24 protein-coding genes are annotated in these 23,215 nt (G+C 34.3%); 14 read left to right on the top strand and 10 right to left on the bottom strand.

Features of this window, described 5'->3' with window-relative positions:
• Positions 1–87 precede the first annotated feature (87 nt).
• The 4 genes from BUB80_RS21080 to BUB80_RS21065 all read right to left on the bottom strand — a co-directional run bounded on the left by BUB80_RS21080 (position 88) and on the right by BUB80_RS21065 (position 1,927).
• Positions 88–648 (bottom strand): helix-turn-helix domain-containing protein, encoded by a 561-nt coding sequence (locus tag BUB80_RS21080; RefSeq protein ID WP_073297440.1) that lies wholly within the window; start codon positions 646–648, stop codon positions 88–90.
• Positions 645–1,040, bottom strand: coding sequence for an acyl-CoA thioesterase (locus BUB80_RS21075; RefSeq protein WP_073297438.1), 396 nt, complete (start codon positions 1,038–1,040; stop codon positions 645–647). Before BUB80_RS21075 ends, BUB80_RS21080 begins: the two co-directional genes overlap by 4 nt.
• Positions 1,041–1,174: 134 nt before the next feature.
• The gene (locus tag BUB80_RS21070; protein WP_073297435.1) at positions 1,175–1,378 is read right to left on the bottom strand and encodes a helix-turn-helix domain-containing protein; all 204 of its coding nucleotides are present in this window, start codon (positions 1,376–1,378) and stop codon (positions 1,175–1,177) included.
• 3 nt (positions 1,379–1,381) lie between these two features.
• Entirely contained in the window at positions 1,382–1,927 is a 546-nt protein-coding gene (locus BUB80_RS21065; RefSeq protein WP_073297433.1) for a DUF2975 domain-containing protein, read from the bottom strand.
• A gap of 250 nt (positions 1,928–2,177) precedes the next feature.
• On the opposite strand from BUB80_RS21065, the gene BUB80_RS21060 reads away from it, so the two are divergent.
• Positions 2,178–2,558, top strand: a complete 381-nt coding sequence (locus BUB80_RS21060) for an RNA recognition motif domain-containing protein (protein WP_073297430.1) — start codon at positions 2,178–2,180, stop codon at positions 2,556–2,558.
• A gap of 175 nt (positions 2,559–2,733) precedes the next feature.
• On the top strand, positions 2,734–4,287 hold the full coding sequence (locus BUB80_RS21055; RefSeq protein ID WP_073297427.1) for a T9SS-dependent choice-of-anchor J family protein: 1,554 nt from the start codon (positions 2,734–2,736) through the stop codon (positions 4,285–4,287).
• Positions 4,288–4,436: 149 nt separating this feature from the next.
• Here BUB80_RS21055 and BUB80_RS21050 read toward each other — a convergent pair whose 3' ends face one another.
• Complete coding sequence (locus BUB80_RS21050; protein ID WP_073297425.1) at positions 4,437–4,907, bottom strand: BlaI/MecI/CopY family transcriptional regulator; 471 nt, start codon at positions 4,905–4,907, stop codon at positions 4,437–4,439.
• Between the two features lie 9 nt (positions 4,908–4,916).
• Positions 4,917–5,423 (bottom strand): phosphatase PAP2 family protein, encoded by a 507-nt coding sequence (locus tag BUB80_RS21045; protein ID WP_228433910.1) that lies wholly within the window; start codon positions 5,421–5,423, stop codon positions 4,917–4,919.
• 221 nt (positions 5,424–5,644) lie between these two features.
• Between BUB80_RS21045 and pdhA the strand changes: the two genes are divergently transcribed.
• The 6 genes from pdhA (at position 5,645) to BUB80_RS21015 (ending at position 11,687) form a co-directional block, all read left to right on the top strand.
• Positions 5,645–6,646, top strand: a complete 1,002-nt coding sequence (gene pdhA / locus BUB80_RS21040) for a pyruvate dehydrogenase (acetyl-transferring) E1 component subunit alpha (RefSeq protein ID WP_073297419.1) — start codon at positions 5,645–5,647, stop codon at positions 6,644–6,646.
• A gap of 98 nt (positions 6,647–6,744) precedes the next feature.
• A complete protein-coding gene (locus tag BUB80_RS21035) occupies positions 6,745–8,361 on the top strand; it encodes a pyruvate dehydrogenase complex dihydrolipoamide acetyltransferase (RefSeq protein WP_073297416.1) in 1,617 nt (538 codons plus the stop codon).
• Positions 8,362–8,819: 458 nt separating this feature from the next.
• Positions 8,820–9,488 carry an ABC transporter ATP-binding protein gene (locus tag BUB80_RS21030; RefSeq protein ID WP_054508814.1) on the top strand — a complete coding sequence of 223 codons (669 nt, stop codon included), beginning with the start codon at positions 8,820–8,822 and terminating at the stop codon, positions 9,486–9,488.
• A gap of 11 nt (positions 9,489–9,499) precedes the next feature.
• Positions 9,500–10,081 carry a murein L,D-transpeptidase catalytic domain-containing protein gene (locus tag BUB80_RS21025; RefSeq protein ID WP_073297413.1) on the top strand — a complete coding sequence of 194 codons (582 nt, stop codon included), beginning with the start codon at positions 9,500–9,502 and terminating at the stop codon, positions 10,079–10,081.
• Between the two features lie 38 nt (positions 10,082–10,119).
• Positions 10,120–10,797 carry a RadC family protein gene (gene radC, locus BUB80_RS21020; protein WP_073297411.1) on the top strand — a complete coding sequence of 226 codons (678 nt, stop codon included), beginning with the start codon at positions 10,120–10,122 and terminating at the stop codon, positions 10,795–10,797.
• Positions 10,794–11,687 carry a hypothetical protein gene (locus BUB80_RS21015; protein WP_083547346.1) on the top strand — a complete coding sequence of 298 codons (894 nt, stop codon included), beginning with the start codon at positions 10,794–10,796 and terminating at the stop codon, positions 11,685–11,687. Before radC ends, BUB80_RS21015 begins: the two co-directional genes overlap by 4 nt.
• A 1-nt stretch (position 11,688) precedes the next feature.
• Here BUB80_RS21015 and BUB80_RS21010 read toward each other — a convergent pair whose 3' ends face one another.
• A complete protein-coding gene (locus tag BUB80_RS21010) occupies positions 11,689–12,471 on the bottom strand; it encodes an FkbM family methyltransferase (protein WP_073297405.1) in 783 nt (260 codons plus the stop codon).
• Between the two features lie 183 nt (positions 12,472–12,654).
• On the opposite strand from BUB80_RS21010, the gene BUB80_RS21005 reads away from it, so the two are divergent.
• Positions 12,655–13,167 (top strand): DUF7935 family protein, encoded by a 513-nt coding sequence (locus BUB80_RS21005; protein ID WP_073297402.1) that lies wholly within the window; start codon positions 12,655–12,657, stop codon positions 13,165–13,167.
• 20 nt (positions 13,168–13,187) lie between these two features.
• Entirely contained in the window at positions 13,188–13,799 is a 612-nt protein-coding gene (locus BUB80_RS21000; RefSeq protein WP_054508821.1) for an inorganic pyrophosphatase, read from the top strand.
• Positions 13,800–14,095: 296 nt separating this feature from the next.
• On the opposite strand, the gene BUB80_RS20995 is transcribed toward BUB80_RS21000, so the two are convergent.
• Together BUB80_RS20995 and BUB80_RS20990 are read right to left on the bottom strand one after the other, a co-directional pair.
• Positions 14,096–15,052 carry a SphA family protein gene (locus tag BUB80_RS20995; RefSeq protein ID WP_073297400.1) on the bottom strand — a complete coding sequence of 319 codons (957 nt, stop codon included), beginning with the start codon at positions 15,050–15,052 and terminating at the stop codon, positions 14,096–14,098.
• A gap of 52 nt (positions 15,053–15,104) precedes the next feature.
• A complete protein-coding gene (locus BUB80_RS20990; protein WP_073297467.1) occupies positions 15,105–16,826 on the bottom strand; it encodes an amidohydrolase in 1,722 nt (573 codons plus the stop codon).
• A 137-nt stretch (positions 16,827–16,963) separates the two neighbouring features.
• Between BUB80_RS20990 and BUB80_RS20985 the strand changes: the two genes are divergently transcribed.
• Positions 16,964–19,702, top strand: coding sequence for a sodium-translocating pyrophosphatase (locus BUB80_RS20985; RefSeq protein WP_073297397.1), 2,739 nt, complete (start codon positions 16,964–16,966; stop codon positions 19,700–19,702).
• A gap of 168 nt (positions 19,703–19,870) precedes the next feature.
• Here BUB80_RS20985 and BUB80_RS20980 read toward each other — a convergent pair whose 3' ends face one another.
• Entirely contained in the window at positions 19,871–21,010 is a 1,140-nt protein-coding gene (locus tag BUB80_RS20980) for an aminotransferase class I/II-fold pyridoxal phosphate-dependent enzyme (RefSeq protein WP_054508824.1), read from the bottom strand.
• Between the two features lie 88 nt (positions 21,011–21,098).
• On the opposite strand from BUB80_RS20980, the gene BUB80_RS20975 reads away from it, so the two are divergent.
• From BUB80_RS20975 to BUB80_RS20965, 3 genes are all read left to right on the top strand, one after another.
• On the top strand, positions 21,099–22,151 hold the full coding sequence (locus BUB80_RS20975) for a M28 family metallopeptidase (protein ID WP_073297394.1): 1,053 nt from the start codon (positions 21,099–21,101) through the stop codon (positions 22,149–22,151).
• An 89-nt stretch (positions 22,152–22,240) separates the two neighbouring features.
• Positions 22,241–22,741: an endonuclease V gene (locus BUB80_RS20970; protein WP_073297391.1), complete on the top strand. Its 501-nt coding sequence runs from the start codon at positions 22,241–22,243 to the stop codon at positions 22,739–22,741.
• A 186-nt stretch (positions 22,742–22,927) separates the two neighbouring features.
• Entirely contained in the window at positions 22,928–23,137 is a 210-nt protein-coding gene (locus BUB80_RS20965; protein ID WP_083547344.1) for a thiolase family protein, read from the top strand.
• The last annotated feature ends 78 nt before the right edge of the window (positions 23,138–23,215 follow it).

Genomic DNA, 23,215 nt, shown 5'->3' with positions numbered 1-23,215 from the left:
TGAAAGTATATGAATGTTTTGTATTTTTACTCTAATACTCTAATACTCTAATACTCTAATACTCTAATACTCTAATACTCTAATACTCTAAACACAATCAAGCGGTTTTCTATTATGAACCTTCAGTTTTTTGAACTCAGTAGGAGTGAAGCCTGTGCTGTTGCGGAACTGTGAAGATAAATGCTGAACACTTTTATAGCCTAGCTTTCCTGCAATTTCTGTTAAAGTACATTCATTATAAAGAAGAAGTTCTTTCACCTTTTCAATTTTTTGAAGAATGAAAAATTGTTCCAGCGTAATGTTTTCATTTTGTGAAAAAGCTTTAGAAAGCGAACTGTAATCTTTATGTAGTGTTGAGCTAAGAAACTCTGATACTAGAAAGTTTTCATCAATATCAAGTTCACTTATCTTTTCGATAATCAGCGTTTTAATTTTATCAATAAGTTGGTGTGCAGAATCTTTTATCCTTTCAAAACCAGTTACTGCTAATTTTTTTTCAAGCAAATCCAGCGTATGGTTTGAAACTTCAGATTCAGTTTCAACTTCGCCAAGGTTTATAGATTTGATTTTGATATCAGCATCATTAAAAATATTTTCTACGGCAGAAATACATCTGCCGCAAACCATATTTTTTATAAAGATTTTCATAATTGACTGTTTAATCTGTCTTGCACAAACTCAACCTTGGTTTTGCCGTGCGGTAAAGGGTTTCCATCTTCCCCAAGATTTACCATAACAATCTTGTCTACGGTGATGATGGTTTGGTGGGTCATTTTATTCCTTACATCGCACTGTAGCGTGATTGATGAGGAACCAAATGATGAAACTTCAATTCCAATCTCGATGATATCTCCTTGTTTAGCAGAGCTTACAAAATTGATTTCAGAAATAAACTTGGTAACTACTTTTGTATTTTCTAATTGAATAATGGCGTAAAGTGCTGCTTCTTCATCAATCCATTGCAATAATCTTCCTCCAAAAAGTGAATGATTAGGATTTAGATCTTCTGGTTTTACCCATTTTCTAGTATGGTAATTCATATTTCATTTATTTGTGCTGCAAATTTAGCGTTAAAAACTGGCTTTATCAAAGGAATGAGATTTAGTTATTAAAAGAGAATTATTTATTTTCTCAATCATTTTCTTGGATAATGGTGAATATTATTTAATGAGTATTACTCTTTGTATTCTAAGATATCGCCGGGTTGACAATCTAAAGCTTTGCAAATTGCTTCAAGTGTACTAAAGCGTATGGCTTTTGCTTTACCGGTTTTTAAAATTGAAAGATTAGACAAAGTAAGATCTACTTTTTCTGAGAGTTCGTTTAATGACATTTTTCTTTTGGCCATCATTACATCTAGGTTTACGATTATGGGCATATCTTATATTGTTAATTCGTTTTCAGCTTGTATTTCAATTCCTCTTTTAAAGATTTGTGCAATGACAAATATGATAGCTGCCATGAAAAGAAATTCTGATTTTCCGCCGATATATTGTTCTAGATTAAGCATAGGAAGATGAATATTTTCATTGAGCAACCATTCGCAATATTTTTCACCTATAATTGCCAGAATTCCTATCGTTAATGCAACAGCACTTATTTTAATGATTAAAGAATAAATTTCTTTACTAAATGGATTTACAAGATTAATTTTCATAAATATTTTAATGATAAAATAAAAGATATAAGCTTTTAAGCCTGAAATTAAAACCATTAATAAGATCAAAATACTATAATATGGTATGCTGTTTTTATAAAGCTCAGATAAATTAAGCCCCAAATTAATATTTTCAGAACCTATTGGGTTCATAAAAATGCTTACTAAATAGGAGAAAGATATAGCTCCTGTCTGTATACAAAGGCCAATAAATATAATCCAGGATAATATATTGGTGATTTTTAAGACTGTTTGTGTATTTGTTTTCATGTTAAATTATTCTTAAATTCAATACAAATATCAGTAAGTATTTATTGAAAAACAATAAATATTTGTTCTTTTTTAATATTTAATTTTGAACGCCTTCAAAATGTAATAAATACAGGTAAAAAAAGCTTTGATTTGAAATTTTAAATTGTATCTTGCATACGTTTATATTTGGAATCAATATTTGTTCATTAATTTATGTTGCTTTTCTTTTATATACCAAATTTTTATTAATTTTTTAATTTTATTCAAAATGAACATTTTTGTTTCAAACATCAATTACGCAACTAAAGAATATGAGTTGCACGATTTATTTGCAGGGTATGGAGAAGTATCTTCTGCTAAAATAGTTACAGACAGAGAAACTGGTCGTTCTAGAGGTTTCGGTTTCGTAGAAATGGGTGATGCAGAAGGGCAACAAGCAATTGAAGACCTTAACGGAAAAGAATTTAACGGAAAAGAACTTAACGTATCTGAAGCTAAGCCAAGAGAAGAGAAGCCAAGAAGAAGCTTTGACAACAACCGTGGAGGAAACGGTGGTGGTTACGGTGGTGGAAACAACAGAAGCGGTGGCGGTGGCTACGGTGGAGGTGGAAACAGCCGTGGTGGAAATGGCGGTGGAAATCGTTGGTAAAAAATATAAGCGGCTTTTAAGCCGCTTTTTTTATGCATTATTTCCTGATCTTGTAGTGAAATAATCATATTTTTAATATTCTTATTGGTTTTGTGTTTTTTTTTCTGAGTACTTTAGATTTTATTTTGACGATTCATATTAATAATGTAAGTTAACATCTAATTTAAAAACTAATATGAAAAAACAATTACTCCTGGGATTATTTGCAATTCCATTGATTGTCAATGCTCAATTTTTTCAAAACTTTGATTCGTCTACTTCTATTCCTGCAGGATGGGCAGCTCTCAATGGAGGAGATGGGAATACTTGGGAGATTATTGAGTATACAACAAGTGATATTTTGGCATACAGTGGTACTCGTACAGCTTCGTTGAGGTATGGATCCTCTGCTCACGATGATTATTTGGTTACGCCAGCTATAACGGTTACTGCAGGGCTCAGTGATTTTCTTTCTTTTTATGCAAGAAGTAGAGATTCAGATTATCCTGAAACAATCAGCTTAAAAATTTCTACAACAACGCCTACTGCTGATGCATTTACAAATACATTAGCAGCTTCTATAGCTCCGGCAAGTGGAGCTGAATTTTACAGGTATTCATATGATCTTTCCGCTTATATAGGACAAACGATTTATATTGGATTCTATTCCTCAACTACGGATCTTTTTTACATGGACATTGATGATGTTTTTAATGGAGCAATACCTGCTTGTGATATTCCATCTTCTATAGTCGTCAATGGTGTGACATCAAATTCAGCAAACATAAGTTGGATGCCATCATTTACCGGAAGTGCATCTTATCAGATAGAATATGGGCCAACCGGATTTGCTCAAGGAACGGGAACTATTGTGAACAGTGGAAGCATGTCTGCTACGATCTCTAATCTTAATCCTTCAATGGCTTATCAGTTTTATGTAAGATCAAATTGTACAACAAATGGTTTTAGTGAATGGTCTCCCGCTCAATCATTTACAACAACATGTATTCCTATCGCTTCATTTCCTTATATACAAAACTTTGATAATACAACGCTTCCTTCATGTTGGAGTAATGAATCTGTTGCAGGGGCTGGTAATGCTGTTTGGAAGTATGTTGCTACGAATGGAAACTCATCAATTAACCCTAAATCTGCACCACGAATGGCAGAGTTCAGAACTGAATCAGCGGGTGAAAGAGCAAAATTATTAATGCCTCCATTGAATATTTCAGGACTTACCAATCCGGAACTTAGATTTAGCTTAGCTAATGTCAACTGGCTTGGAGAAGTTGATGAATTAAGGATTTATTATAAATCTAATCCTAATGATGACTGGGTTCAGGTAGGAAGTTCATATATGACTGAAAATTCATCATGGCTGGATGTAAGTATTCCGCTTCCGAATAAATCTGCAAACTATTCCATTGCTTTTGAAGGGGCTTCAAATTGGTCAAGAGGAATGAATATTGATAATGTGATGATTTTGGATACTTCAGCAACGTTAGGAGTTGGTGATATTGCTAAAAATAATGAAATTAAATTGTATCCAAATCCTGTAAAAGATGTTTTAAATATAAACTCAAATAAAAAATTAAGGAGTATTGAGGTCTTTTCTTTAACAGGTCAGTTATTACAAAAAGTCGATAATGATTCTAAACAAATAAATCTGTCTGGTCTGGAAAAAGGAGTGTACTTATTACGAGTGAAATCTGAAGGAAAAGATGAGTCGTTTAAAATTATAAAAGATTAAATACAATGAAAGCGGCTTAAAAACCGCTTTTTTACTTTCTTTTTATTAGATTAGGATAGTGACATTATCATTATGATGTTAAATACGAAGAGCCTACAATATATAAGCTGTTCGAAATGAAATTTATATTTGATTTGTCTAATTCCTGTTTATTTTTTCTTTTTCTTCTCTTTTTCCTTTTTCTTTTCTTTTTTCTCTTTTTTAGGATTCAAAATCTCGTTAGCGATTTCCAATTTAGGAGCTTTTACTCTCGTGGGCTTTATTTCTATTTTAAGATCGAAATAACCTCTGAGATCATCTTGTGAAATTAAATTTTCACTCATTAAAAATTCTAAAATCTCTTTTCCTGAATCGTGAAAAAAATTATGAAAAAGTTCTGTTAATAAGAATTTTTTGTAATTTTGAAAAGGCATGATGACCGTGTATTTGAATATTCTTCCTTCTTTTTCAGTAGATAAATATCCTTTCTCAACCAAGATTTTCAGGTATGTAGAAACGGTGTTTTGGTGGGGTTTTGGTTCAGGGTGCTGCTCCATAACATCCTTTAAATAAAAGGAATCCAGTTTCCAAAAAAGTTTCATTAAGTTTTCTTCGGCAGAGGTAAGATGATTTATTTTCATAGGGTAGTCTTAATGTTGAAATTGTATATTGCAATAAAGATAAATAAAAGATACCAGAAAAGCTATTCCTGCACCCATAAATACTTCTTTTACGGTGTGTCTTTTTAAAATAATTCTTGTGATTCCTACCAAAGCTGCGATTCCCAACCAAAGAATTCCCATTGTGCAACTGAGTACAAAAAATAGGGCAGCAACAAATACATTAAAGGCTGTATGCATTGAACTTTTAATGAAAAAATTACTGATCTGTAATGCAAAAAGAAGGATTAAAATAAACAGCATTACAAAATCAATATAGCCATTTTTAATATAATTAAATGACAAATAAATTCCCACGCATGCTGCAATAAAAATATATAAAGTTTTTCTCTGTATACGGTTTGAAACATCCATATTGGTATATCTTCCGGTTTTCACATTCCAAACCAGCCAAATCACCACAGGAATTATTACCATTAATAATATGGGAAGAAAATAGGATAAAGAATCCTGTAAAGAATATTTTTGAATACTCATGTAAACAAAAAATATAATTAGCGAAACCAGAGGATTAAAAAAATCTGAGATGATTTTTGAGACAGTATGTATAAAAGAGGGCTGTTTTTCTTCCATAATCAAGTTTAAAAATCAAATATAACACTATACGCAAAAAAACAATTGGTATGTATACAATAAAAACAAAGTTTTTTTTATAATTTTGCTCAACTATTTCATAATAAATAAGCAAGAGCTAACACATGAAAGAATTTTCTAAAGAGGTATACCTGAAGTGGTATGAAGATATGACAATGTGGAGAAGGTTTGAAGACAAATGCCGTTCTCTTTATTTAAAACAAAAAATCAGAGGTTTTTTACATTTGTATAATGGTCAGGAGGCTATACCTGCTGGTTTCACGCATGCAATGGATTTAACTAAAGATAGTATGATCACTGCTTACAGATGTCACATCCATCCAATGGCAATGGGAGTAGACCCTAAGAGAATCATGGCAGAACTTTGTGGTAAAGCTACAGGTACGTCAGGAGGTATGGGAGGTTCTATGCACATTTTTAGTAAAGAACACCGTTTTTATGGTGGACACGGTATTGTAGGAGGTCAAATTCCTTTAGGTGCTGGTATTGCTTTCGCGGATAAGTTTTTTGACAGAAAAGCTGTGAATATTTGTTTCTTCGGAGATGGAGCAGCAAGACAGGGTTCATTACATGAAACGTTTAACATGGCGATGAACTGGAAACTTCCGGTAGTGTTCGTTGTAGAAAACAACCAGTATGCAATGGGAACTTCTGTTAAAAGAACAGCTAACCACGAAGATATCTATAAATTAGGTTTAGGTTACGAAATGCCTTGTCTTCCTGTAGATGCAATGGACCCTGTAAAAGTAGCTGAAGCTGCTTACGAGGCTATTGAAAGAGCAAGAAGAGGTGACGGACCAACTTTCATCGAAGCAAGAACTTACCGTTACAGAGGTCACTCTATGTCTGACGCTGAGCCTTATAGATCTAAGGATGAAGTGGCAATTCATAAAAATGATGACCCTATCGAATTGGTAAGATCAAGAATTTTAGCTAACAATTGGGCTACTGAACAAGAATTGGAAGTGATCGATAATAAATCAAGAGATTTTGTTGATGAGTGTATCGAGTTTATGGAAAATTCTCCATACCCGGATGCTGATAAAGTGTATGAGTATGTTTATTCTCAGGAAAACTATCCGTTCTTAGACAAATTAGAAAACTAAAATAATTTGCTGATACGATGATATGCTGATGTGTAAATATATTTTCACGATTAAGTTATCATCCTTATCATCACATTAACAAATTAACAAATTAAATTATGGCAGAAGTTATTACAATGCCTCGTCTTTCCGATACAATGACGGAAGGTAAAGTGGCGAAGTGGCATAAAAAAGTAGGAGATAAAGTAAAAGAAGGGGATATTTTAGCTGAAATTGAAACAGATAAAGCAGTTCAGGATTTCGAATCTGAATTAAATGGTACTCTTTTATACGTTGGTGTAGAAGAAGGAAATGCTGCTGCTGTAGACTCTATTTTAGCAATTATTGGTAATGAAGGAGAGGATATTTCTGCTTTGAAAGGAGGTAGTACTCCTGCTGCTGGAGGTTCTGAAGAGAAAAAATCTGAAGAACCATCTAAAACAGAAAACAATACTGCAAGCGTAGAACCAACTACTGCTGAAGTTCCTGCCGGTGTAGAAATTATTACAATGCCAAGACTTTCTGATACAATGACAGAAGGTAAAGTGGCTAAATGGCATAAAAATGTAGGCGATACAGTAAAAGAAGGTGATCTTCTTGCTGAGATTGAAACAGATAAAGCAGTTCAGGATTTTGAATCTGAATTCAATGGAGTATTATTGAAGCAAGGTGTTGAAGAAGGTGGTGCTGCTCCTGTAGATTCAGTATTGGCCATTATCGGACCTGAAGGAACTGATGTTTCTGGTGTTGGTGCTCCGAAAGCTGCTACTCAATCTTCAGAAAAACCTGCAGAACAAAAAGCAGAGGCTAAGACTGAAGAAAAACCTGCTGCTGAGGCGGTAAGTTCTTCATCTACTGACAGAGTTGCAATTTCTCCTTTAGCTAAAAAAATGGCTCAGGATAAAGGAGTTGACATTCACGGTATTCAGGGTTCTGGAGAAAACGGAAGAATCGTTAAAAAAGATATTGAAAATTATCAGCCATCTCAGGCAAAACCAGCTGCTTCTGCGCCGACTGCAAGTCCGGCTGCTCAGGTTGCATTGAGTTTTGTACAAGGGGAAGATACAGAGACTCCAAACTCTCAGGTAAGAAATATTATTGCAAAACGTCTTGCTGAAAGTAAATTCTCTGCTCCTCATTATTACCTGATGGTAGAGATTAATATGGATAAAGCAATTGAGGCTAGAAAAGAAATCAATTCTTTACCTGATACTAAAATTTCTTTCAATGATATGATTATTAAGGCGACTGCAGTTGCTTTAAGAAAACATCCACAAGTTAATTCTAGCTGGGCTGGAGATAAAGTGATCCACAGAGGAAATATCAATATTGGTGTAGCAGTAGCTATTCCTGACGGATTGGTAGTTCCTGTTCTTAAAAACACAGATCAGATGACGTATACTCAGATTTCTGCTGGTGTTAAGGATATGGCTGGAAGAGCTAAATCTAAAGGTCTTAAGGCAAACGAAATGGAAGGTTCTACTTTCTCTGTTTCTAACTTAGGAATGTTCGGAATTGAAACATTTACAAGTATCATTAACCAACCTAACTCTGCAATCCTTTCAGTAGGAGCAATCATCGAGAAACCAATTGTGAAAAATGGTCAGATTGTAGTGGGGAATATCATGAAGCTTTCATTAGCTTGTGACCACAGAGTGGTAGACGGTGCTACAGGTGCTCAGTTCTTACAAACATTAAAAACGTATCTAGAAAGCCCTTTAACTTTGTTACTGTAATCTTCTAGTATGTAATATATTAAAACCTCTCACTTCGAGAGGTTTTTTTGTATTTGAAATTCACGATTTGTTTGTAGCCCGTAGATCTAGACTCTAATCTTTCCATACTATAAACTTAAACCTAACAGGTTTCGAAAACCTGTTAGGTTTGTTTTAACATAAATTGGAGGAAAGAATATCAATGATCTTTTTATATAGTATTGGAAAATAGTTTTGGAAGATTCTTGTTGAGATCCCTACAGGATGACAAAGTGGATGGTAATAATTTCTAAATATTCGTCTTTGCTGAGTGTTAACGCCTTTGCGAATAAAAAAATAGATAGATTGAATTTCAAAAACCCTTGCGAACCTTACGTTTAAAATTTAACTTAAAAAAAATGATAAACGAAGTGAATTAACCATTCACAATTCACCTTGAATTTCTCTCATATTTCAAATCAAATCACTATTTTTGACTCATGATTAAAGCAAGGAATATCCATAAATCTTATGGGAATTTAGAAGTATTAAAAGGGGTTGATATTCATATCAAAACGGGTGAGGTTGTTTCTATTGTTGGAGAATCAGGGGCAGGGAAATCTACTTTGCTGCAGATCTTAGGAACATTGGATCTTCCTTCGAACTCTAATAAATATGATACGGAAATCTCAATAGCAGGAGAATCATTTATTAATATGAATGATAAGCAACTTTCTAAATTCAGAAATCAAAATATTGGTTTTGTATTTCAGTTTCATCAGTTATTGCCGGAATTTACGGCATTAGAAAATGTATTGTTGCCGACAAAAATTGCCGGAGCTAACGAAAAGGAAGCGTTGGAGAAAGCGTATGCTTTGTTTGAAGATCTAAAGATCGAACAGAGATTGCAGCATAAACCTAACCAGTTATCTGGGGGGGAAGCACAAAGAGTAGCGGTTGCCAGAGCGTTAATAAACTCTCCTAAAATTATCTTTGCAGACGAACCAACGGGTAATCTGGATTCAAAAAATGCGGATGATTTGCACCGATTGTTTTTTGATTTAAGAGAAAAATACAATCAGACATTTGTTATTGTAACACACAACCCGAATCTTGCAGAAATTACGGATAGGAAATTGGTCATGAAAGACGGGATGATTATCGAGTAAACCTCTCCTAAATGATGAAATGCTTTATTTTCCTATTTCTTTTTATTATTTCCTGTTCAAAGTTTGAATCTCAGGCTGGAAATATAATTAACGATTTACCAAAATCAAAGATTTCGGAAATTAAAAATTTTATTAAAGGGAAAAATTACAGTCAGGATTTGGCAGTCTTCATCAATTTTAGAGTTCATTCAGGAAAGTACAGGTATTTCGTTTACGACTTGAAGAATAATAAAATTTTGCAGAAAGCGATTGTTGCCCATGGCGAAGGTTCTGTAGTTTCTCATTCGAGTAATTTACAATTCAGTAATGTTGATGGTTCTCACCAATCGTCTTTAGGAAAGTATGAGATCCGTGAAAGTTATAACGGCAAATTTGGGAAGGCATATCGTTTAGATGGGCTTGATGAAACCAACAGCAATGCAAGACCGAGAGCGATTGTTCTTCATTCTTACAATTGTGTTTCAGATAAAGAATCAACCGCCCAAGCTTGTTTAAGTTTTGGATGTCCGATGCTTTCAAAAAATGCGTTTAATGAAACAGCAAAATATATAGATGAATCTAAATTGCCTATTATTTTATATGCTTTTTATTAACCGAATGCTATAATCCTAATTTCTAGTATTTAAAAAATATGTCCATAAAATTCCTTGCAGAAGATGATAGACCCAGAGAAAAATTTTTGCTTAAAGGCAAGGGCTCACTTTCTGATTCCGAGTTGCTGGCAATTATTATGGGCAGTGGAAGTAGAAATGAAACCGCAGTAGAATTGGCGCGAAAAATACTGGCTTCTGTTGATAATAATTGGCATCAGTTGAGCTTACTTTCGGTGAAAGATTTAATTAAGTTCAAAGGAATAGGAGAGGCGAAAGCCATTTCCATTGCTACAGCTTTAGAGATTGGAAAGAGAAGAGCAAGCCAGGAAATCCCTGAAAAACCTGTGATTTCCAATAGCAATGATGCCTATCAGATTCTTAAAAACGAATTGTCAGATCTTAGAACAGAAGAATTTTGGGCTGTTTTTCTGAATCAAAGCAATAAAGTTCTTCATACTTCTCAATTAACTCAAGGTGGAATCAATCAATCTATTGTAGATGTAAGGATTTTGTTTAAAATTGCGTTGGATCATTTTTCGACAGGAATTATCATTGCTCACAACCATCCATCCGGAAATTTGAAACCCAGTAAAGAAGATATAGATATTACACAAAAAATAAAAGAAGGGGGAGCGCTTTTAAATATCCAGCTTTTGGATCATTTAATTGTTACACAGAATTCATATTTGAGTTTCTCAGACGAAGGATTATTATGATTAGAAGATTAAAATATCAAGAAATTGATTTTAAAAAATATACTGAATGTTTAGAAAATTCTGAACAACAAAAATATTCTGCAACACTAGATTTTTTGAATGTTGTTTCAGGTAAACAATGGGAAATATTGGTTTATAATGATTATGAAGCCGTAATGCCTGTTCCTTACATGAAGAAGTTTGGACTTAAAATCGTTATTAATCCTAAGCTTTGCCAGCAGTTAGGTATTTTTTCAAAAACGGATAATATTGAGGTTAACGATCAGTTTTTAGACTTTTTTGAAAAAAAATACAACATTTGGTATTATGCTTTTAATGATACCAATCAATTCACAAAGAAATTAAAAGAAAGGCAGAATTTTCTTATTTATCCGGCTGATTATAATGAAGTAAGACAGAAGTATTCTCCCAAAAGAAAACGAAAATTAAGGCTTGATGAAGAGGTTCTGCAAAACTCTGAAGTGAGACTGGTTACGATGAATGAAGCGCTGGATTTTATTTCTCAAAATACAATCGGGGCTAAAGATGAAAAAGACAAGCAAAAGTTTCTAGAAACCTTTTCCGATTTTGAGAAAGCTCAGCATTTGCAGCTTACTGCCTTTTTCTACCATAAAACTATCATTAACATCATCGCTGTTTATTCTGATGAAAAAACATTAGCACTTTTAGGAACTTTTAATGCTAAAGAACATATAAAGCTTTCTGGTTCTTCGGTGATTATTGATCACATTATTTCAGAAAATATTCACACTAAGATTTTTGATTTTGAAGGAAGTGATGTTCCGGCTATTGAAGAGTTTTTCAGGGGCTTCAGACCGGAATTGAAAATGTATCCTATTCTATTTAATTCTAAAAAAGAGATCATTAAAAAAATGACAAAATTATTATAGTCTATTCTTTATTTGCTGTCAAAACTGCACCCTTATCAAGTTTTATATTAAAATTAAAAGGTTTTAAATCTAGATCCAACTTTTCTGAGTTATAGGGTTTGTGAATTTCTATAATAATGTTTTTAATAGCATTCAGCCAAGAGTTATTTTTACTTAAAAGATCAATTTCACCACCTTCAATATCAATTTTAAGAAGATCAATATTATTCAAATTATAGGTGTTAATCAGACTTTCAATAGAGATAGCTTGTGTAGGTTTCCCATTTTCAGAAATTTTTTGGTTATATGAAAGTTCGCTATTTCCAAAATTAACGGTTCCATCTTCAAAATTAGCTGCAGCATTAATAGTGGTTATGTTGCTAAAATTATGTGTGTTAACTTTTAATATTTCAAAATTTTCAGAAGATGCTTCTATAGAATATATTTTTGCATTTGGATATTTTAATGCAAAATAGATGGAAGTCATTCCGATATGTGCACCGAGATCTACAATTATTTTAGGTTCTTTGTCTACAAAACTAAGGTGTTCATCATAAGTTTTATTCCAGAATATTTCGTAAAAAATATCAATATCGCCTTTAAAAGTTCGTAGAAATAGGTCAAATTTCTTTTGATCCTTTTTAATGTGATATACAAAGGTTTCATTATCTTTTAAATCCAGACTATTTTTTTTAAATTTTGTACTGTATCTTTTTGAATTGATAATCAGTGCTGTAAAAGTTTTAAACCCAGAGGTTATATTTTTACAAAAAAGTAATTTTGATATGTAATTATTGGAAGACATTTTTAATAGTATTAAAGCCCCAAAATTAAGATAATTATTTAACCATATTTGGTAAAATCTAATTAATCCTTGTTTTTTAGAGAGAAAGTTCTATTGTAATACATAGACAAGAGCGATTCACAAATTAAAATCTTGAAAATGGTGTTCAGATAGCAAATTATCATTATTTTTGTACCTCAAATTATGACAAGTTTTTCAGGATACCTACCATATGCATTTGCATTGATCATTGCGATACCTTTTTTGGTTTTGCTGAGACAGTTTGTATACTCGTATATCAATCTTAAAAATCAGGAGATAAAACTTCTTTCTGTGAAATCGAATTCTGAAAATAAGACCCAGTCTTATGAAAGAATGACACTTTTCCTGGAAAGAATGAAACCTTCTAACCTTATTCAGAGGTTTGATAAAGATCTTGCGGTACACGAATTTATTTTTCTTACAGAAAAAACGATTAATGAAGAGTTTGAATATAATTCTTCTCAACAGCTTTACATAACGAAAAATTCGTGGAACAATATTGTTGATTCTAAAAATGCGGTGCTGGATCTGCTTCATAAAACATACGAAGGATTAAGCGGTAATGCTAATCTTGACGAGTTTAAAACTGTCTTCATCATGAATTTTATGGAAAATGAAGATTATATTGCAGCGACAATGGAAGACCTGAGAAGAGAAATTTTAATAATAGCTTAACTAAAAAATATAAATAAATAATGATTCCAAATTTTAAAGCACATCCATGGCATGGAGTTTCTGCAGGAGAAGATGCGCCAAATGTTGTTAACGTATTCGTGGAAATCGTTCCTTCAGATACTATTAAATATGAAGTAGATAAAGAAACAGGATATTTAAAGGTAGACAGACCTCAGAAATTCTCTAATATAATTCCGGCATTATACGGATTTGTTCCAAGAACATACTGCGATAATGAAGTAATGAAATTAGCAGTTGAAAGAGGAGCTACAGATGTATCAATGGGAGATCATGATCCATTGGATATCTGTGTTTTGAGTTCTCACAATATTCACGGAGGTGGATTGTTTATGGAGGCTATTCCAATCGGAGGTTTCAAAATGATCGACGGAGGTGAGGCTGATGATAAAATTGTTGCAGTAATGATCGGTGACCATGCTTTTGGACATTTCAGAGATATCACTGAATTACCTGAAGCTGAAGTAAAAAGATTAATGCACTATTTCTTAACGTACAAAAACTTACCGGACGAACCTGCAAAATGCAGAATTCAGGAAGTGTATGGTGCTGAGCATGCTAAAAAAGTGATCATTGCATCTCAAAAAGATTACGCAGATAAATTTGGAGGTTAATCAATGACCTAACCTCATAAAAATAGGAAAGCAGACTTTTCAGTCTGCTTTTTTTATTCCTGAACTTGTTATTTTTACCACAAAAGGTTAATACATTATTTATTTAAGTTCATTATGAATTACAAACAATAGCACGTTAGTTTTTAAAAATTCTCCTATATTGAGCAGGATCGAAATATTATTCTTTTGAGAGCTTTTCCTTTTTATAAATTAGGCTATGATTAGATATTCATATAGCTTTTGCTGCTTTTGTGGTAAATTTTTAAAACAAATTCTCGGCCTCATATTGATATTCTTTAATGTGAATTTGGAATTAAGATATTAACTCCCGCTTGAACTGCTATTCCTGCAAATCTATTCTCTGCTCCAAAGTTTTGGGTAATTCTTCCCATCAATCCAATTTTCATAGGAACGATCCAATAAGAACCAAAAGCACCAATTCCTGCAATTTTATCCGAAGCAAAACCACCATTGGTTCCTTTGTCATCACTTACTTGGGTGCTATAGTTTCCAAAAATCCCCACTTCATCGCCTCTGCTATCTAAAACATAGGTTCCGCCAACATCCACGGTGAAGTGGCTTCCTTCTTTAAAATCAGTATCTTTTTGCCATTGGTTAATCTCTAAAGTAGTAGCTACCGTTATATTGGTTCTTGGCGTAGGTTTCGTTTTACCGGCCACACGAATGTTGTGAGACCAATATCCATGACCTCCATTGTCTAAATCATGCGGCTTGTATTTTCCTGTAGGTGCCCAAACTCCATAGTTTATAGCATAACTGAACTTTCCTTTTGTCCATGATAGCCAAATAGGTTGAATATACATATCGCCGAACCCAATACTTTTATTGGTAAAAACATAATTTCCGGATCCTGTTTGGCTGGAGTAGTAGTCTAAAGCAATATTGGCAGTTGGGCTATTCAAAGTAGGTATAACCATCATTCCCCAATTAGCACCAAAAATTTTCCCTTTACCACTATAGATGGCCATTAAAATAAAAGAGTGGGTGATTACCTTTTGCTTAATATGAAGTTCGGTAGGATTCCCAGGAGCGGGGTTAATGAGTTGATCAGATCTATTTCCGGCAGCGTTATAATAATCCATATTGGCGTATCCGTACCACACAGGAATAATCCATCCTGCATGCGGTGCAAAATAATCATTAGGATTGAACGAAGAACCATTGTAATGTCCTTGTCCAAAAACTGCCATTCCTGAGAACAGTCCTAATGCTAACGTTATAATTTTTTTCATAATTAAAAGTTTTATTCGAAGTAATTTTTTAAAGGAAAAAGCGTAGCGTATTTTATTTTCTTTGATACACTGTAACACCTTCTTTTATGGTTTCTAGTACCATTATATCACGAAGTTTTTCACGATCTATTGTTAACGGGTTTTGATCGAGTATGACAAAATCAGCCAACTTACCTGCTTTAATAGAACCTTTTCTATTTTCTTCCTGTAATTGATAAGCTGCATTAATTGTGATTGCTTTTAAAGCTTCAATAGGTTCAATTCTTTCGTTAGGACCTAGGATCATTCCTGAGCGCGTTTTTCTGTTAACAGCAGCGTATACGGCAGTAATTAAATCGGGTGGCGTTACAGGAGCATCATGATGAATAGTAAATAGAATTCCAGTCTTTAATGCAGAGTTTGCTGGACTGATAAAAGAGGCTCTTTCGGGACCAAATACACTTGAATAATGCCAATCTCCCCATAAATAAGCGTGGGTTGAAAAATACGATGGAATAAGACCCAGATCTTTTATTTTTTGAATATGGTCTGGACGGCTGTTTTGTACATGAATTAGCGTAACGCGCAATTCAGGTTTGTATATTTTTTCCTCTTTTAATCTTTGAATCACGCGTATTGCCTGATCAATCGCTGCATCACCATTTACATGCAGTTGTGCAGTGATATTATTTTGAAATAATGTTTTTAAATCTTCATAGAGAACTTCATCCGTGAAAATAGGAAAACCTTTATAGTCTTTAGATTGACCCTCTGGCGGCACCAAATAGGGCTGAGTAAGCCAAGCCGTTTTTCCTTGCGGAGAACCATCGTCTGAAAATTTGAAGCCTGCCAATTTCAAATGATTATCATAATGCATGTATTTAGGTTTAAAGGCATCCAGATCTTTTTTAAAATATTCATAATCTGGGAAGTAAACTATATCTGCTTTAAACAAATGTTCAGCAGCAGCTTTTTCTAAAAGATTTACGCTTTCTCCCATAGTTCTTCCGTCGCAAATAGTTGTTTGTCCGTAACTTAACCATTCTTCTTGGGCTTTCATTAAATTATCCATGGCCTGAGCTTGGGTATTGGTTCCTTTGCTCATCTTTTCGGTTAAATTAAGAAGAGCCATAAAGCTTGCATTTTCTTCTAATTTACCGTTGAGCTTTCCTGTTTTTTTATTTCTTCCATAATGTCCGCCCTCAGGATCTTTTGCAGATTCAGAGATCCCCAAAAACTTAAGCATGGCACTGTTGGCAACGCTTGCATGGCCGGAAGTGTGAATAACAATGATGGGATTGGTTTTACTGATTGCATCCAATTCCTCTTTCGTAGGATGTCGGTGCTCTACCATAATAGCATCATCATATCCATTCCCAATGAGCGGTTGAGTTTTGGGAATGTTGTGTTCTTTTATATAATTTTTTATGGTTGTTTGAAGGTCTTTTATTGAATTAACGGTGCCATAAGGCTCTGGAGAAAGATCTATTGCCTGCATCATTCCTGCTCTTGAAGTAAAATGTCCATGAACATCTATAAAGCCGGGTAACAGTGTTTTACCATTAAGATTAATCTGTTTTGTTTGATCGTTTACATAATGATCAGCCTCTGATTTTGTTCCGGCGAAAAGAATTTTACCATTTTTTACGGCAACAGCTTCTACTTGAGCCGGACTGTTTTCCATGGTTAAAATGGTGCCTCCGAAATAAAGAGAATCGGCTGTTTCTTTCGGGGGTCTGTTTTGGCAGCTGTAGATGAACAGCACTGAAAAGATGGTATAAAATAATGTTTTCATAATCATTGTAATTCATTAAGTGGTGATGAATAAATGTACAAAAATTATATATAATTATATTGAATTTTACAAAGTATTTAGAAAATTTATTATATTTATAAAAGTAATTGTGTTTTTTTAATATAAAAATAATAAATATGAATTTGTTCTATTTAATTCCGGTTTTTGGCGTCATTGCGTTGCTTTATACGTTTCTTCAAAGTAATTGGGTAAGCAAGCAGAATGCAGGAAATGAAAAAATGAAGATAGTCAGCGGGCATATTGCTGACGGTGCCATGGCTTTTTTGAAAGCTGAGTACAAAGTATTAACCTATTTTGTGATTATAGTTGCTGTTTTGTTAGCTATAATGGGAATGAACAGTTCCAGTTCGCATTGGAGTATTGGGATTGCTTTTGCGATTGGAGCATTTTTCTCTGCTTTAGCGGGTTTTATTGGGATGAAAATCGCCACTAAGGCCAATGTAAGAACAGCAGAGGCGGCACGAACGTCTTTATCTAAGGCGCTTAAGGTTTCATTTAGAGGCGGTTCCGTAATGGGAATGGGCGTTGCCGGATTGGCTGTGTTAGGATTAGGATCACTTTTTCTAATCATTAAACAAATTTTTGCCCCAGATGCAGGAGTAGATTCCCATGAGATGGAAAGAACCATTGAAATTCTTACCGGATTTTCTCTTGGTGCCGAATCTATTGCACTTTTTGCAAGAGTAGGTGGGGGTATTTATACAAAAGCAGCTGATGTGGGGGCTGATTTAGTAGGAAAGGTAGAAGCGGGAATTCCTGAAGATGATCCTAGAAATCCTGCTACAATTGCAGATAATGTAGGAGATAACGTAGGAGATGTAGCCGGGATGGGAGCCGATTTATTTGGTTCGTATGTCGCGACTGTTTTAGCAACAATGGTGCTGGGAAGAGAAACGATGTCTGATGATTCATTCGGTGGTTTTGCACCGATTCTTTTGCCGATGTTAATAGCAGGAACAGGAATTATTTTTTCAATGATAGGAACCTTATTTGTTAAAATTAATGATAATGAAGGTTCGTCTATGGCAAGCGTCCAGAATGCTTTAAATCTTGGAAACTGGGGGAGCATCGTAATTACAGCGGTCGCTTGTTATTTTTTAACAACCTATATTTTACCTGAAAAAATGGTTTTAAGAGGACACGAGTTCACTAAAATGGGGGTCTTCGGGGCAATCATTGTCGGATTGGTTGTGGGAACTTTAATGAGTATCATCACAGAATATTATACGGCAATAGGAAAAAGACCTGTTTCAAGTATTGTAAGGCAATCATCTACAGGTCATGCGACTAACATCATTGGTGGTTTAGCGGTGGGAATGGAATCTACTTTACTACCGATCATTGTGTTGGCAGGCGGGATTTATGGTTCTTATTTATGTGCCGGATTGTACGGTGTGGCTATTGCAGCAGCAGGTATGATGGCTACTACGGCAATGCAGCTGGCTATTGATGCATTTGGACCGATTGCTGATAACGCAGGAGGAATTGCAGAAATGAGTGAACTGCCAAAAGAAGTTCGTGAAAAAACAGATATTTTGGACGCTGTAGGAAATACAACAGCAGCAACAGGAAAAGGTTTTGCGATTGCTTCTGCAGCGTTGACGGCTCTGGCTTTGTTCGCTGCTTTTGTTGGGATTGCGGGTATCGACGGGATTGATATTTATAGAGCTGATGTGCTGGCCGGATTATTTATTGGCGGAATGATTCCATTTATCTTTTCTTCATTGGCGATTACCGCAGTTGGACAGGCCGCTATGGCCATGGTGGAAGAAGTAAGAAGGCAGTTTCGTGAAATTCCGGGGATATTAGAAGGCAAAGCAGAACCCGAATATGAAAAATGTGTTGCGATTTCTACCGACGCTTCCATTAGAAAAATGATGTTGCCTGGAGCTATTGCCATAATTTCACCTCTTTTGATGGGATTTATTTTTGGTCCTGAAGTGTTAGGAGGCTTTTTGGCAGGAGCTACGGTTTGTGGTGTTTTAATGGGAATGTTTCAGAATAATGCCGGTGGAGCATGGGATAATGCTAAAAAATCTTTTGAAAAAGGGGTTGATATCAACGGGAAGATGTATTACAAAGGTTCAGAGCCCCATAAAGCTTCGGTAACAGGTGATACGGTGGGAGATCCGTTTAAAGATACCTCTGGGCCATCGATGAATATTTTGATCAAATTAATGTCAATTGTATCATTGGTGATTGCGCCAACTTTAGCAGTCTTGCATAAAGATAAAATTGAAATGAACAGAAAGGCTAAAATAGAAAGCTTACTAGCCATGGAGGCTGCTCATGCCAGTGCACAGGGAATGAATATTGAAACAGGCAAAGTATTGATTATTAAAGAAATTAAAGGTCATTTAAACGAAAGCGGAGATTTTGTATATGAAACAGGAAAGGTTGAGGAAATAAAATTAAAAGACGGGAAAATGATTTCTCTTGGTGATGGAAGCCAACTGTATCAAATGTACAAAGCGGTAAAACAGAAAAGTAAAGTGGTTTTAGAACCGGATAATTGGTATACGATTGAGAATTTGTATTTCCAAAGTGGTTCGAGTGATTTAAAAGTAGGTTCAGATGCTCAATTAAATAATTTAGCGGAAATCTTAAATGCATATCCTGATCTTAAAGTAAAATTAGGAGGGTATACAGATGATACGGGAAATGTAGAAAGCAATCAGAAGTTATCTAATTTAAGAGCGCAAACTGCAAAATTAAAATTACTGGAATTGGGCATTTCTGCAGACAGAATAGAAGCGGAAGGCTATGGCTCTCAACATCCTGTTTGTGAAGCAAATGATACGGATGAATGTAAAGCCAAAAACAGAAGAATTGATGTAAGAGTCCTTTCTCTGTAAATAGATTGATTTCAAAACATATAATTAAAGCACTGCAATAGGCGGTGCTTTTTCATACTTAATCATCTGTGAAAATCTGCGAGATCTGTGGGAGAAAAAAATAGTGACAATTTTAACTAAGATTTTAATAATGAGGAGATTGCTTCGTTCCTCGCAATGACAAGTAAACTACAAATTTTTCCTTAAATATTCCAACGCCTGAATAATAACTTCATCTTTTTTACCAAAGCTAAAACGTACATAGTCAGAGTTTTGTCTTGAGTTATAAAACGCAGAGAGAGGAAGGCAGGAAACCTTCTTTTCAATGGTCAGCCATTTTGAAAATTCTACATCGGTCATCGTTTTAGAAATTTTCCTGAAATTCACAACTTGAAAGATGCTTCCTTCTGCTTTTTGTTCAACTTCAAAAGGGGTGTCTTTAATCAATTCATTAAAAATATCCCTTTTATTTTGCATGAGTTGTTGTGTTTCTGAAGGGTTAAAAATGGCCAAATATTTTGCTAAAGCATATTGAGCAGGTGCATTGGCGCTGTAAGAAATATATTGTTGATGACATCTGAATTTTGAAGTTAATTCTTTGGGAGTGAGCAGGTAACTTACTTTCCAACCAGTGGTATGAAACATTTTGCCAAAGGAAAAAATACAGAACGTTCTTTTCTTTAATTCGGGGTGTAAAAATGAACTGTAATGTTCAATACCATCATAGCAAAAAGTGTCGTAAATCTCTTCGGAAATCAGATAGATCTCTTGATCTTTTATCAGCTCATACAATTGATTCCAATCTGCTTTAGACCAGATTTTTCCTGTTGGATTTTGTGGAGAATTGACAATAATTGCTTTTGTTTTTTGTGAAATGCAATTTTGAAGTTTCTCCCAGTTTATGGCAAAATCATTGTCAAGGTCATAATACACCGGGACTCCACCATTTAATACAATTGAAGGAGCATAGGTATAATAAGAAGGTTGTATTACAATCACTTCATCTCCTTGATTCAAAATGCTTTTAAGGGAAGTATATAAAGCAAAGGTTGCACATGGGACAATGGTTACTTCATTTTCATTCAGTTGAATACTGTTTTTCCGTTTAGCATTATATTGAATTATATTTTCAATCAGCAGAGGATTTCCTGCAAGTGGCTCATAATTATGGTTGTTAAGATCAGCGGCTTCTTTTAAATACTGTTTTAAACGATCATCAATTTCAAAATCAGGTAATCCTAAAGAGAGATCAAAACTGTTGTGCTTCGAGGCAAGCTCTGCCATATCGGTAAAAAAAGAATAATGAGTGAATCCGTAAATATTTTCCATGTATTGTGCATTTAAATCAAATATATGAAAAATTGTAATCGCTTACAGATTAAATAAATTTTGTTATTTTTAAGCAAATTATTCTAGAATGAAAAAACTACTAATACCATTATTTTCTGTTGCATTATTGGTAAGTTGTGGAACGTCAAAAGTTTCAAATGATACTGCGAAACCTGAAGGATCTTCGAGTACTGTTGCAAAAGGAGATAAGGCTTTTCTAGCTGCTTATAAGATGATTAGTGCAGATGACCTAAAGAAGAACTTATATGTAATTGCTTCTGATGAAATGGGGGGAAGAGATACCGGAAGTCCCGGACAGAAAAAAGCGGGAGAGTATATGATCAATTATTATAAAAGCTTAGGAATTTCTTATCCAAAGACATTAGGGTCTTATTATCAAAAAGTTCCGTCAGATTTTATGAAGAAAAGAGGCGGTGGAAATCTTCCTGATTCTGAAAATATTCTGGCCTTTATCGAAGGAACAGAAAAGCCGGATGAGATTGTTGTAGTTTCTGCACACTACGATCATGTGGGCACAAAGAATGGAGTAGTTTATAACGGAGCTGATGATGACGGAAGTGGAACGGTTGGTGTCATGGAGATTGCAAAGGCGTTTCAGAGCGCTAAAAAGGCAGGGAACGGTCCCAAGAGATCTATTCTGTTTCTTCATGTAACAGGAGAAGAGCACGGCCTGTTTGGATCTGAATATTATACGGATAATCCGGTGTTTCCTTTAGCGAATACAGTAGTAGATTTAAACATCGATATGATTGGTCGTGATGACCCTGAGAACAGAGGGAAACAGTACGTGTATGTTATTGGTTCTGAGATGTTAAGCGCTCAATTAAAAGTGATTAATGAAGCAGCAAACAAGAGAACGAATAATCTGGAACTGAACTATAAATATGATGATCCTAAGGACCCGGAACAATTGTATTACAGGTCAGATCATTACAATTTTGCGAAAAATAATGTGCCTGTAGCATTTTTCTTTGACGGTATTCATGAAGACTATCACAAGCCAACGGATAAGCCGGATAAAATAGATTATCCTTTGTTACAAAAAAGAACACAATTGGTATTTGCAACCGCTTGGGAAATAGCGAATAGAGCAGATAGAATTGTAGTTGATAAAAAATAATTAATGATTTTTATCAATAATAAAATACAAGTAAGCCTATAGGATATAGAATCTTATAGGCTTTTATTAAAGTTATAATTAAAGGACTAATGATTTACGCTTTCGATACCTACTATTATGATGATTACGCCAATACGATCTGTATTGCTTTTGAAGATTGGACTTCTGAAATAGAAACCGAAATTTTCAGTGAGAAGACAGAAATCACTTCCGATTATGAAAGCGGTGCATTCTACAAAAGAGAGCTGCCTTGTATTGTAAGTTTATTACAAAAAATTGAACTTAAAGAAGGCGATTGTATCATTGTTGACGGCTATGTAACGTTGGATAATGATGGTAAAATAGGACTGGGCGGCTATTTGTATGAAGCGCTAGACCAAAAATATCCAATTATTGGGATTGCTAAAAATGAATTCACTACTCCCGATTCTCAAAGAAGAAATATTTACAGAGGCGAAAGTAAAACTCCTTTGTTTGCGACCAGTAAAGGAACTGATGTAGATGAAGTGAAAAGTAACATAGAAAAAATGCACGGCCCCTACAGAATGCCGACTTTGCTTAAAAAGCTTGATCAATTGACCAGAGAATAGAAATATGCCTTTGTTTTGATTCATCAATATAATATTGCTTAAAAATATACCAATCGGTATATTTCGTTTATCTTTGTATCATCAATTTAATTCTGCCTCCAAATTTTATGATGAAGACAGAATTTAAAATGTAAAAATTTTTTAATTAAAAATATACCGATAGGTATATTTAAAAGTGAATTAATTATGAAAGAAGTATTTATTGTTGCCGCAAAACGTACTCCAATTGGCGGATTTATGGGCAACTTATCAAGTTTTACAGCATCACAATTGGGAGCAGCTGCCATTCAAAACGCTTACGAGAGTATTGCGCTGTCTCCCAAATATGTAGACAGTGTTTATATGGGGAATGTATTGAGTGCGGGGTTGGGTGCGAGCGCAATGTCATTAAGTTAAGGCTTTAATATATTGATTTTCAGTTAATTTAGTTTGTTTTACTGGTTGTTTTTTTGTATATTTAACAGTGAATCAATC

It is taken from the genome of Chryseobacterium polytrichastri, from assembly GCF_900142445.1.
Classification (GTDB): Bacteria; Bacteroidota; Bacteroidia; order Flavobacteriales; family Weeksellaceae; genus Chryseobacterium; species Chryseobacterium polytrichastri.
Note: the sequence above shows the minus strand (reverse complement) of the source record. Positions and strands in the feature narration are given on the sequence as shown.